General features: G+C 44.9%; 11 protein-coding genes. 4 read left to right on the top strand and 7 right to left on the bottom strand.

The features are described 5' to 3' along the window. Nucleotides 1–7 precede the first annotated feature (7 nt). Nucleotides 8–1,351, bottom strand: coding sequence for a uracil/xanthine transporter (locus ACE3K2_RS17035; RefSeq protein WP_421892555.1), 1,344 nt, complete (start codon nucleotides 1,349–1,351; stop codon nucleotides 8–10). Nucleotides 1,352–1,410: 59 nt separating this feature from the next. Further along, nucleotides 1,411–1,995 (bottom strand): ankyrin repeat domain-containing protein, encoded by a 585-nt coding sequence (locus ACE3K2_RS17030; protein WP_421892553.1) that lies wholly within the window; start codon nucleotides 1,993–1,995, stop codon nucleotides 1,411–1,413. A gap of 183 nt (nucleotides 1,996–2,178) precedes the next feature. Between ACE3K2_RS17030 and ACE3K2_RS17025 the strand changes: the two genes are divergently transcribed. Beyond that, nucleotides 2,179–3,084 (top strand): LysR family transcriptional regulator, encoded by a 906-nt coding sequence (locus ACE3K2_RS17025; RefSeq protein ID WP_421892550.1) that lies wholly within the window; start codon nucleotides 2,179–2,181, stop codon nucleotides 3,082–3,084. 75 nt (nucleotides 3,085–3,159) lie between these two features. Here ACE3K2_RS17025 and ACE3K2_RS17020 read toward each other — a convergent pair whose 3' ends face one another. The 5 genes from ACE3K2_RS17020 to ACE3K2_RS17000 form a co-directional block, all read right to left on the bottom strand. Then, on the bottom strand, nucleotides 3,160–5,067 hold the full coding sequence (locus tag ACE3K2_RS17020) for a beta-glucoside-specific PTS transporter subunit IIABC (RefSeq protein ID WP_421892548.1): 1,908 nt from the start codon (nucleotides 5,065–5,067) through the stop codon (nucleotides 3,160–3,162). Between the two features lie 127 nt (nucleotides 5,068–5,194). Next, nucleotides 5,195–6,046, bottom strand: a complete 852-nt coding sequence (licT, locus tag ACE3K2_RS17015; protein ID WP_036668684.1) for a BglG family transcription antiterminator LicT — start codon at nucleotides 6,044–6,046, stop codon at nucleotides 5,195–5,197. Nucleotides 6,047–6,279: 233 nt separating this feature from the next. Next, nucleotides 6,280–7,704 (bottom strand): glycoside hydrolase family 1 protein, encoded by a 1,425-nt coding sequence (locus ACE3K2_RS17010; protein WP_421892545.1) that lies wholly within the window; start codon nucleotides 7,702–7,704, stop codon nucleotides 6,280–6,282. Nucleotides 7,705–7,895: 191 nt separating this feature from the next. Further along, entirely contained in the window at nucleotides 7,896–9,353 is a 1,458-nt protein-coding gene (locus tag ACE3K2_RS17005; RefSeq protein ID WP_145149897.1) for a glycoside hydrolase family 1 protein, read from the bottom strand. Nucleotides 9,354–9,643: 290 nt separating this feature from the next. Further along, nucleotides 9,644–9,937 (bottom strand): antitoxin Xre/MbcA/ParS toxin-binding domain-containing protein, encoded by a 294-nt coding sequence (locus ACE3K2_RS17000; protein WP_421892541.1) that lies wholly within the window; start codon nucleotides 9,935–9,937, stop codon nucleotides 9,644–9,646. Between the two features lie 147 nt (nucleotides 9,938–10,084). Between ACE3K2_RS17000 and ACE3K2_RS16995 the strand changes: the two genes are divergently transcribed. The 3 genes from ACE3K2_RS16995 (at nucleotide 10,085) to ACE3K2_RS16985 (ending at nucleotide 12,825) form a co-directional block, all read left to right on the top strand. Then, entirely contained in the window at nucleotides 10,085–11,149 is a 1,065-nt protein-coding gene (locus ACE3K2_RS16995; RefSeq protein WP_421892538.1) for a suppressor of fused domain protein, read from the top strand. A 27-nt stretch (nucleotides 11,150–11,176) separates the two neighbouring features. Continuing rightward, a complete protein-coding gene (locus tag ACE3K2_RS16990; RefSeq protein ID WP_421892536.1) occupies nucleotides 11,177–11,938 on the top strand; it encodes a LuxR C-terminal-related transcriptional regulator in 762 nt (253 codons plus the stop codon). Nucleotides 11,939–12,045: 107 nt separating this feature from the next. Continuing rightward, on the top strand, nucleotides 12,046–12,825 hold the full coding sequence (locus ACE3K2_RS16985; protein WP_421892533.1) for a hypothetical protein: 780 nt from the start codon (nucleotides 12,046–12,048) through the stop codon (nucleotides 12,823–12,825). The last annotated feature ends 35 nt before the right edge of the window (nucleotides 12,826–12,860 follow it).

The raw sequence follows: 12,860 nt of genomic DNA, 5'->3' as shown, positions 1-12,860 counted from the left end.
AAACTTATTATGCCGCTTTACTAACTGTCACTGGTTGTTCCATTTTGGACCAGTTCACGGTTTTTTCGAGAACGAGTGAGACCAATACTCCAATGACGAGACCGTTGCTTATGATCGGAATAAGATACATGGGCAAGGTTTGAAAGGCCTCAGCAGGAATATTCATTACAGCAACTCCCGTAAGTACCGGCAACGCTACACGATAGATCGTTTTAGAATTAAACGTTGTACCTTCAAGCGTTCTTAGTGCCGTGCCGAACATCTGAAGATAAGCCACAAACAGTACAGCACTGCCAACGCTTGGTGGTATTTGTGCAAAGAAGGCTGTAACAGAAGGTGTAAGACCCATCATACATAACAACCCCGCTCCAATAATAAAGGCAGCACGACGCAGAATACGCGTACTCTCCAGGAAACCGATTGATGACGCAAATAAACCAAATGGCAGTACACCTACACAGGCTGACAACATCGAAAATAGACCCGTTAACGCGTAAGAGCGTCGGTATTGATGGCTTGTTGTCTCTGCCTGATATAGTTTCTCTACCGTGCTTAATGTGGTGATCGAATTCGTCATATTCACCAACCCCACGAAAAATGCAGTTATCACAATGCCTGGTTCCCACCTAGGTGCTCCCCATGGAAACAGAGTGAGACCTACTGGAGCCTGATTTGGCTGTCCACCATGTTGTCCAGGAAACAATAAACTATAGGCGATCCAGCCTGCCACAATGCCAATCAGGATCGCGTAGTTCCCCAGTTTCCCCTTACCCTTCAATTGAATCCAGGCGACCAGAAATGCAATGACAACGGAAAGCGCGGCAACCGGCAGATCGAAGCGGCCAAACTCCGTATATCCAATCATTCCTTTGAAAAAATTCATGGTTAATTGAATCGTCATTAGAAATAACATCGTACTTTTGACCATGGGCGTGAACAGCTTTTGCAGCACTTGCGCTGCTCCCAGCCAACCCAGAATCATCATCGTGAGTCCCGCTAACAGAAAACCTGCAGCCAGCCCGCCGCCGATACGCTCCAGACTCATACCTGCCGATGAAGCAGATACCGTCAAACTTAGCGTTAATCCCCACCATAATCCTGACGGACCATCCATGACCGCATATCGATGACCGAATACGGCTTGAAGGATACACACTGCTCCGGTAAGTATGAATGCGTGCTGCATCGAGGCAGCGATTGCATCCGGGGACAGATGAAAATTATGTCCAATGGATAGCGGAACAACAACGGTATTGGTAAACAGGAAGAAAAACCATTGTATGCCTGCCAAAATCAGCGAAGATACGTCCTTCATATTCTTTTGTAATAAATGCTCTTGATGTCTGTTCATTCGTTAGGAATATCCTTTCGCTCTACTGTATCTATAAAATTATATTTCGCTTTCAGGCTTCAGGATTCAGCCAACAGTCGTTCCATCTCGGCATACTGATGCCCGCGCGCATGCGCAAGCGGTGTAATCCCGTCCCGATCCGCGATCTTTGGATCTGCACCATATTGCAAAAGCAAGGCAACAATCTGCTGGTGACCCGGCCCACCATCTCCCAAAATGACCGCTTCCAGCAAAGCTGTCCAGCCCAGGTTGTTAATATGGTTCACATCCACATCGCTGCGTGTCAGCAGAAGCTCCACAATGTCCACATGGCCCCGATCAGCTGCTGGAATAAGGGCTGTGCCGCCAAAACGATTTGTTAACCTTGTATCCGCACCTGCTTCAATGGCCAGTTCAACCATGTCATACATACCCTCGGCGCTCGCGTATAACAGCGGGTTGTCCAAACGTGCATCCTGAAGATTAATGTCCGCTCCGGCGTCCACTAACATTCTTGCCGTGTCTATCTTATTACCGTGCACCGCTGCCATCAGAGGTGTTCGCCCCAATGCATCCCGTTCATTCAACCGGCTACCCTGTGTAATAAACCGAATGACCTCATCGGTATGCCCTGCTTGAGCGGCGTCATGTATTGTTCTACCCACGTTGTTTCATCCTCCAATTCAAGGTCTTTCTCATGTAGTAACATTTATAGAGAAACCAAGCCCTGTTAGTCAGGTATGCAAATCTAATGTATGGTAACATAAGAACGTAGTATATTAAAAATACATGTTTTGTTGGCTTTCCATACGAATTACATATAGATTGAAGGCAAAGGAGACAACCACTTGGATATCAAACAATGTCGCTATTTCATTGCCATTGCTGAGGAGAAACAGATTACAGCAGCAGCGCGAAGACTTCACATGGCTCAGCCACCCTTAAGCCAGCAGCTTAAGTTAATGGAAGAAGAGCTTGGCGTGATGTTGTTTGAACGCAAAGGGCGTATGATGGAACTAACGCAGGCGGGTCGCAGCTTCTATGATTATGCGGTCACCTTGACCAAATATATGGAGGAAGCTGTAATGGAGATGCAAAGTTTCCGTCACGGCATACGAGGCAAACTCGCGATCGGCATCAATACCATATCGGATCGTCTGATCCCCCAAGCACTTCAGCAGTTCCGCACCACACATCCACAAGTTACCTATAAAATTCAACAAAATGAATCTGCGCAGTTATGCCGATTGTTGGAAGATGGCAAAGTTGAACTTGCCTGTGTACGCATGCCTGTCCAGACCGAACGTTATGAGGTGCTGCACCTGCCTCAGGAGCCCCTCTTTTATATTTCTTCAACACCGCTGGATAGCCCAATGGAGATGACCCCAGGAGCGGAGATGGAAACTTATTTCAAGCAGCTTACAGGTATCCCTCTACTGCTTCCAAGTACAGAAGGACTTGGTATGTTCGAGCTAATTTTGGACAAATTCCGTGAGCATCAGGTCACACCCTCCATCATGGGGGAGTGCTCAGACATTAATATGTTGCTGGAGCTGGTCCGACTCGGCTTCGCCAGTTCCATCGTGCCTCACACGGTACTACAGTTATACCAAGAGCACCCTTTCCACGTATACCGCATTCAGGATCAACATTCCACGGTTGGCTCGGCACTGGTCTGGCTGCAAAACCGTTATCTGTCCAAGCCTGCACAACACTTTGTGCAATTGGTACAGGGTATGCTTCCCGTGGTGTAAAAGGCTATACGCAAAAAAACAGCAGCTCTACCGGATTACTTCCATTCCGGTGAAGCTGCTGTACTATTTGTATACTTAAGCTTTAGCTGTAAACAACAAGTCTTTTTCTTGGATCGTCGTGCGACCAGCAGACTCAATGGACTCATACTGGTGCATGTTTGTAATAATGACTGGTGTAATCGTTGTATAACCGGCTTTTTCGATCTGTTCCCGGTCAAACTCCATCAGTACATCACCTACAGCAACCTTCGCACCTGCTTGAACTTTAGGAGAGAAGAATTGACCTTTCAGTTTCACGGTATCAATCCCGATATGAATCAACATCTCTGCGCCTGTATCACTTACCAGACCAATGGCATGTCCACTCTTCGATAACGAGAACACGGTTCCGTTGATCGGAGATACGACGCGACCTTCAGAGGGTTGAATCGCGAATCCTTTACCCATAATCTCTTCGGAGAATGCAGGGTCTGGCACTTCGCTCAGCGGTTTCACTTCACCTGTGATCGGGCTGAATACTTGCTCATCTTGTGCCTTTGCCTCTTCAGTTACAGCAGCAGAAGTTGCTGCTGGTGTTGCTGGCTCAGCTGCTGGTGCAGCTACTGGCTCTGATGCATTTTCTTCTTGGAAGCCCAAGATATACGTAATGATTGCTGCTGCTACGATGGCAATCAAACCACCAACCAGAGCATAAATCAATGTGCTAATTGCTGGACTGATAAATGCCGCAATACTCGGCAGACCCGCAAGTCCTGTAATAACATACGATTTAACATTGAAGATCCCCATAAATGCACCTGCGATTGCTCCACCGATAAGAGCTGCGATAAATGGTTTTTTGAACTTCATGTTGATACCATACATTGCTGGTTCCGTAATCCCCATAATAGCCGTAAGACCTGTGGAATAAGCAAGGGATTTGGTTTTGCTATTTCTCGATCTGAGACCTACACCAAATGCTGCACCACCTTGTGCCAAGTTAGCTGCAAACATCAGTGGAATAATAAAGTCGTAACCCAGTGTTGTCATTGAACCTACAACGATTGGCAGCAACGCATAGTGCATACCTGTAATGATCAGCAGTGACATCGTACCACCAATCAGAATACTTGCGAAGATGGACATATTGTCGAACAACCATGAAATACCACCAGACAAACCATTACCAAGAACCGTACCCAGTGGTCCAACAGTCATCAACGTCAGTGGAACCATAATTAACAGGGTAACTGTTGGAACAATGAGTAACTTAAGTGAAGCATGTACAACACGATCAACGGCTTTTTCTACATATGAAGCAATCCAAACGGCCAGAACAATCGGAATAACTGTAGAAGAATACGTTGCCGCTATGACTGTAATCCCCATAAATGATGAGTTGTGACCATCGGCCAGCAATGCTGTAATGGTCGGGTGCATTATCCCTGCTGCGAGCGCTGCGGCAATATACATATTGCTACCCAGTTTACGTGCAGCACTGATTGCCAGAATGATCGGCAGGAAGTAGAACGCACCATCACCAATCGCAGACAAGATGATATAAGTTGAGCTAGTATCGGACAACCACCCCACTGCGACAAGGATGGCCACGATCCCTTTGATCATACCAGCACCCGTAATCGCAGGCAGAATTGGTGTAAACATACCTGAGATGAAGTCGAACAACGCACTTATTGGATTTCTCTTTTTCTTTTCTCCCGTTGAAGCAGCTGATGATGTATTATCTGCGGTTGGTGATTTGGACATGTTGCCAACGAGTGCGTTATACACGACAGGTACATCGTTACCGATGATAACCTGGAACTGTCCACCGTTCTCCATCACACCCATCACGCCTGGTGTATTTTTTAGCGTCGCTTTGTCCGCTTTTTGGTTGTCATTCAGGTTAAATCTGAGTCTTGTCATACAGTGAGTGACTTGATCGATATTCTCTTCGCCACCAACAAGCTTCAAAATATCTTTGGACAATTGTTGTTTATCCATTGTGTTTGGCTCCTTTTATGTGTAATGAAGGTTAAAAAAAAACCTAAACACTGAATAATGACAAAGCAGAAAGCTTATCATTATTCAACGTTTAGGTTTTGCCTTTTTAGCAGTAACAATCCCAATTTTATTCAATTGTTTGTTCATTTCTGACAACTCGTTCAATATGAATGGTCAGATAAAGTATTTCTTCCTTGGACAACACCCGATTATAGATCTTACGCGTATAGTCACTGATCCTTACTGCACATGCATGTGCTTCCGGATACTGCTTGCTCACCAAGTCATGTAGCGGATTATCTTCTTCTTTATCTTCAATCGCCGTTCCTTGCAACACACGTTGGGCAAAGAACTTCAGATGAGTTAAAAATCGATAATAACTTAATGAATCTTCATCAAGTTCAATCACAAAGCTACGTCTTACGATATTAAGAATGTCCTTAACGATGTTCGTAATGCTGATCGTTTCCCTCATCTCACCGTTCATCTGGGCATTAACCAGATGCATCGCAATGAATGCGCATTCGTCTTCGGGAAGCAGGACACCTAACGTTTCCTCAATAATCTGTAACGCCTTGAGTCCAATGGCATATTCCTTCCGGTACATGCGCTTGATCTCCCAGAACAATGCGTTACGGATCTGCAATCCTTGACGATGTCGATCAATGGCAAAATGAATATGATCCGTCAGTGAAATGTAGATGCTCTCATGCAGCTTCTCACCTAACACCGTCTCGGCATAACGGATAATCTCATCCGAGCACTCGACATATTCAACCGGGATATCAGACAGAAGTGTTTTAAGTTTCTGTGATACTTCCTTACTTTCAAGCGAGAATATTTTTTCGACGAGACTCTCGTCTATCGATTCACCAGTATGCTTTTTGAAGGCAATTCCACGTCCCATAACAACCAGTTCGTTTCCTCCCGGATCAATTACGGTAACTACGTTGTTGTTCAGCACCTTCTCAATTTTCATTTCTTCACATCACCTTGCACCGTCAAAGTAGTAAAAGGCAAAACCAAAGCAGGTCACGAAACATGCCCTGCTTCTGGTTTTGCCTGATTGAACAGTAACAATCCAGTATTCATTAGCCTTAGGCCAATCTTACCATATAATTATCCATATGACAATGTTTTTGTGAAAGCGGTTAATGTGCGTTAATGTGACACAAGAAGGCGCTTGTACAACTATGCTTTCAGAACTAGTATTTACTCGTTGTTGTTCTTAAGACTTGCGCCATTTGTACTAATAACTTCCTTGTACCAGTGGAATGATTTTTTCTTGTAACGATCCAATGTTCCGGAACCGTCATTGTTGCGGTCTACATAGATGAAACCATAACGTTTCTTCATTTCTGCTGTTGAAGCACTTACCAGGTCAATACAGCCCCATGACGTATATCCCATCACTTCTACGCCATCCTCAAGCGCTTCGCCCACCTGTACGAGATGGTCATTCAAGTATTGAATACGGTAATCATCGTTCACCGTTTTATTGCCATTTTCGTCCGTGATCAGCTCATCTACTGCACCCAAACCATTTTCGACAATAAACAATGGTTTCTGATAACGGTCCCAGTATTTATTCAAGGTTACACGCAATCCTTGCGGATCGATCTGCCAGCCCCACTCACTCGCTTTAAGATAAGGATTTTGTACACCTGCAAACAGGTTCCCTTTTCCTTCATTGCGTTTCTCGGGATCACCAGTCTCACAGATACTTACATAATAACTGAACGAGATAAAGTCCACGGTATGCTTCAGAATTTCGGCATCGCCGTCTTCAAACTTGATATTGATATTATTTGCTTTGAAATAACGATTAATGTATTTCGGATAGTAACCACGTGCATGGATATCAGCAAAGATATCATTGCGCTGTTCAGCATGCATCGCTGCAACCACATCATCCGGGTTTGGTGTCAGCGGATAAGTAGGCATGCTAAGTACCATACAGCCGATTTTGGCTTCCGGCATAATTTCATGACCCAGTTTCACAGCTAGTGCACTTGCCACCAACTCATGGTGAATGGCTTGGTACAGATCCTGCTTGGAGAGTTCTGCTTTTGGCGTATAGATCCCGCCGCTCATGAATGGCTCCTCCAGAATGGAGTTGATTTCATTAAACGTCAGCCAGTATTTCACTTTGCCCTTGAAACGGTTGAACAGCACAGTCACATAACGCTCGTAGAACTCGATCATTTTACGGTTAACCCAGCCATCATATGTTTTGGACAGATGTAGGGGTGTCTCATAGTGAGAGATCGTTACGAGGGGTTCAATACCGTATTTGTGACACTCATCGAACAGGTCATCATAAAATTGCAGACCTTTCTCATTTGGCTCCAATTCATCACCTTTAGGGAAGATACGGGACCAAGCGATAGATGTACGGAATACTTTGAAGCCCATTTCAGCAAACAGTTTAACATCCTCTTTGTAGCGATTATAGAAATCAATTCCGATCAGTTTCAAGTTATCTTCTGTAGGTGCTTCCGTTCTAGGAGTTGTAATCCCGTGTGGCATGACATCTTGAACAGACAGGCCTTTACCATCTGTATTATAAGCTCCTTCAAGTTGGTTGGCTGCTACAGCGCCGCCCCATAGGAAGTCCTTCGGAAATGGTGTTGCCATGTCAATCATTCCTCTCTAATTAACGGTATTTTCATTCTTTGTTTAAAAGCATTACTCTATCCTTTGCGACAGGAAAAAGCGGACAATCTCCAACGAAAAGGGCAGTCAAGAATATGAGGTTCCTTCCATGCCAACTTTTGTGTTAGGTTTTGCCCGCTTTTTATGCGGTAACAATCCTTATAATGGGAGAATTACAGCTGCTCACCATTGCTGGAGATTACGTTTTTGTACCAGTCGAACGAATCTTTCTTGGAGCGTTTGAGTGTTCCGTTACCTTCGTCATCCAGATCCACGTAGATGAACCCATAACGTTTGGACATTTCGGAAGTGGACATGCTCACCAGGTCAATCGGGCCCCATGCTGTGAATCCAATCAGATCCACGCCATCTTTGATGGCCTCTTTCATTTGTTCGATGTGTTTCTTCAGGTAATCCACACGATAAGAGTCATGGATCGAACCATCTTCTTCAACACGGTCATATGCACCCAGACCATTTTCAACGATGAACAATGGTTTCTGGTAACGATCCCAGAAGTTGTTCAGGGTTACGCGCAGACCGATTGGATCGATCTCCCAGCCCCAGTCGGACGCTTCCAGATAAGGGTTTTTCACGCCGCCAGTCAGGTTACCTGCTGTTTCTTCCTTGTCTGCGGATGCAGATTTGGTTACGGACATGTAGTAGCTGAAGGAGATAAAATCAACGGTATTGTTCAGCAAGATCTCATCATCGCCTGCTTCTTTTTGGATCACGATGTTGTTCTCTTCAAAATAACGAGCCATGTAGTTCGGGTATTTACCACGAGCATGCATGTCCGTGAAGAAGAGGTTAATCTGATTCTCGTGTTGAGCCAGACGAACATCAACCGGATTACATGTTGCTGCATAAGTTTCCATACGAGCAAGCATACAACCCACTTGGGAACCAGGGATAATCTCGTGTGCAAGCTTCGTTACCAATGCGCTTGCTACAAATTGATGATGCAGCGCTTGATATGTTGTTTGCAACTTGTTGTCCACTTTATCGATCAGAATGCCGCCGCCAGTGTACGGGCTGAACAGCATAACGTTAATTTCATTAAACGTCAGCCAGTATTTCACTTTATTTTTATAACGGTTGAACACCGTTTCTGCATATCGAACATAGTGCTGGATTACTTCACGACCAGCCCAGCCGTTATATTTTTGCGTCAAGCCAAGCGGTGTCTCATAGTGAGACAAGGTCACGAGTGGCTCAATACCGTATTTCAACAATTCATCGAATACTTCATCGTAGAATTTCAAGCCTGCTTCATTCGGCTCTTGATCATAACCGTTCGGGAAAATACGTGCCCAGTGAATGGACAAACGGAATACTTTGAAGCCCATTTCAGCGAACAACGCAATATCTTCTCTAAAGTGATGGTAGAAATCGATACCAAAACGTTTGGGGAAACGTTCTTCGATTTTGCCAGAGAGAATCTCTTCAATTCGGGAAGAGGAAATTTCCATGGCATGTCCGCCTGTACGCTTCTCTTTGGGAACATGCGCGATCATGTCCGCTGTGGAGAGGCCTTTGCCGTCCTTATCGAATGCACCCTCCAATTGATTGGCAGCTGTAGCGCCGCCCCATAGGAAGTTTTCGGGGAATCCTTTTTTTGCCGTGGTCATGAACAACAACCTCTTTTCGAAATTTATTTTGGTTTTTCCAAGTGAAAAATGGTCTGATTTAGAGCAGAAAACAAGAAAAACCTAAACTCAAGGTAAAATAGCACCAAAAAAAGGGGCCTTCATTTCACCATCAGTTTAGGTTTTGCCTGTCTTCACAGTTACAATCCATCAAAAGATGTTATTGTGTATTCTGTTGTAGTTGCTCTTGTAATGTAAGCGTAACATATCTATTTTGCAAAATCAACTTCACTGGATCATATGACTATTCGCACACCTCCTGATCGGAAAAATCAACGTGGCATACGCATAATGGCTGCCCTTAATGCCTGCGCTCCTTCCTCCGTTTCCAGGTAAGCAGCAGGACTTTTGTCCCCTAAAGCCGGGATATCTTTCGCCATCCATTCAAAAGCATACTCCCCCATTTCACACAAAAGCACCCGACTTATATCCGCCGGAATTCCTTGTAATCGCGCACGTTCTACCCACGCGGGGTCCAACTTTTGTCCAAGTTCTTCAAACAGTTCGGAAAATGAGTCCCAGCTTGCCTGATCAAACTCGCTTGAATAAATACCTTTCATACTCATGTAATTTCACTCCCCATATCGCCATTTGTAACCCTGTGGTCCTATTTCACACAATTCATCCTAAAGCCGCTTGAAACCACTTCTGTAACAGGTAGACTTAATTTTAAATGTTTTTCGGGGGAAAGAACAGTCTGGGAGGATTCACTAATGACTCACGAAGAAAATACATCCGGTTGGGATGCGATTGACAAAGCTATCGAACAACTGTACGGAGAACAGGAGCCGAAGCATTATGGCACCTCCATTCCTTATATGCTCGGAGGTCCCGATCCACTTGATGGCATTAGCGTGTATGCGGTGAACACACCTATGCCTCACTGGCATTTTGTCACCTATGGTTTCTCTGAATTATATGAAAAAGAGATACAGGATGCATCCAAAAGCGGGTATGGATTCGAACTCACATTTCGTCTTACACGCACTGAAGAAGAAACTGAACCGCCAGCATGGGCGCTGAATCTGTTACAGAATGTAGGACGTTACGTCTTCAACAGCGGAAATATCTTTCAGCCAGGAGATTACATGGATGCCAATGGCCCCATCTGTCTGGAGTCCGATACTTTGCTGACTGCGCTCTCATTCATCGAAGACCCTGATCTACCCGTGATTTCTACGCCTAATGGTTCCGTGCAATTTATTCAGATGGTTGGCATTACAGGTCGGGAACTGGAAATGATTCAAAGCTGGAATGCTCGCGGCTTCCTGTCTGCTTCCTCCATGTTCATGCCCAAATATGTGACGGATCTGATGAGAAATTCGTACGCAGATATCCCTTCGGTTATACAAGCGGTCGAGCATGGAATCGAACAGGATGGATCCAGCACAGCGTTTTTATTCATACAACAACTGGGTTGGGAGTCCCCTCGCAAAAAATGGCTGCAAAAAGCGTTTCCCGCCAAACTCCAGCTTGGAGCCAAACAAGCCGTATTAGTTGGCACCATCCTTCGTAGTCGAATTTCGAAAGGTGCCTCTCTGTCCTTGATCGGACCTGATACTAATATTCTGTTCGAAGCGGGAGAACATCCAGCAGTAGTGGAGTCGGACAGACAAGTCACCCTGACGGTGAACAAACAAATAGTTGAAGAACTGGCAGAAAACCTTCGCCCGGTTGAAGGAACATTCGAGATCACTTCATTGGATCATATGCTCGTTCAGATCGTTAGAACAGAAATCAAGGATCAGGAAGGAAACGTCATTCAAACGATTGGATGAGAACATATGCAGCAAGGAGGAAAACATATGCCTGCCACTACATTTGCCACACGACACGAAGAGTCCCATTCTTGCTCCCATGCAGCAGGAACGGCTCCGTTTGATTATTTACCGAAATCCAGTCTGGACAGGCTTCGTAAAATCAATCATTTCTTGATCCACGCCTTCCAGAACAGCATCTCGGTTATCCAGGAGAATTTAACGGGCACTTATCTTTTTCTACTCGCAGATCCCAACGGTGTGCTCCTCTCTATGAATTACAGTTTAGATCTTAAAGATGCTGTAGAACATTCCCCCATTCGTCCGGGTATGTTATTCACTGCGCAGAGCTGTGGTGTAAACGCCATATCTGTAACGATGGACAGTAATGAACCTGTACTCCTGCTCCCCGAACAGCATGAAAGTCCCTATTTCCAAAGTTGGCATTGCTACGCCTCCCCTCTGTCCATGGGATCGCAGCATTTCGGTTATCTGGATGTGTCTACCATTAACGCGGATATGCAGGGCGAGCTGATTGCTATTGCCAAGTTGATTCCGGCATATATGCAGAACAGTTACCAGAGTCAAAAGGCCGCTGAATCTTGTCATCAACCAGCGGTGGAGTTCACCAAGCGTCAGTTAACCATTCTTGAAATGATCGCGGAAGGCCTCACCGTGAAAGCCATTGCTTTGCAATTGAAAATCAAGGAATGCACCGTGAATCACCACAAAAAAGTGATATTCAACAAATTAGGTGTGCAATCCAGCACGGAAGCTGTTTCAATTGCCAGCCGATTGTCTTATTTATAAAGGACCCCTATAGATTCCTATAGGTAGTATATGAGAACGTTTGTGCTACAATTTAGGAAACAAGCAAGATGTAGAAAGAGAAAACACACACATATCAGGAGGGTAATATGACAATTCCAAAGAAAGCTTCTTTATTCGCCATGCTCATTATGATTATGCTGGTTGCAGCTGCTTGCGGTGACAAAGCAGATAACACAGCCGCAACAAAAGAGCCTGCCGCGACAGAAACAACAACTGGCACTGATTCCGAAACAGCAAATACGGAAGAAACAGATAACACAGAACCAGCAGGCGAAGAGTCTAAGGAAACAGACAACTCCCAAGACGTTGAGCTGGGGACTACGGAAAAAGGCTCTTATTCCAACGACTACTTTGGCGTATCTTTGAAATTCCCGGAAGCTTGGGAATTCCAGGATGCTGCAGGCATGAATGAACTGACAAGTGCCTCATCCGAAGCGATTGCTGGTGATGATGAAACGAAGAAAAAACAAATTGAACTGTCTCAGACCAAAACATTGAATCTGCTTATGGCTTCACAGTACCCATTGGATGGAGGTCAAGTTGGACCTTCCGCTATGGCGATTGCTGAGAAAGTAAGCTTGTTGCAAGGCATTCGTACAGGTAAAGACTACCTGGAAGCAACCAAAAAATTCATGGTCGATAGCCAATTCCCTTACGATTACAAGGAATTCACAACGGAAACGATCGGTGGTAAAGAGATGGATCTGATGCAAATTACGATGGATGCAGGTGATGGTTCAACCATTACTCAGGACTACTATAGTACGATTATTGAAGGGTATGCTTTCAACTTTATCTTCACTTACATGGATGATGCGACCAAAGCCGAGATTGATAACATCAAGAAATCGGTTCAATTCAAATAATTGAATTTTCATTGATTACGATTATACCGAATTTA

It is taken from the genome of Paenibacillus sp., assembly GCF_048976745.1.
Lineage (GTDB): Bacteria > Bacillota > Bacilli > Paenibacillales > Paenibacillaceae > Paenibacillus.
This window is presented reverse-complemented; position numbering and strand designations above follow the sequence as displayed.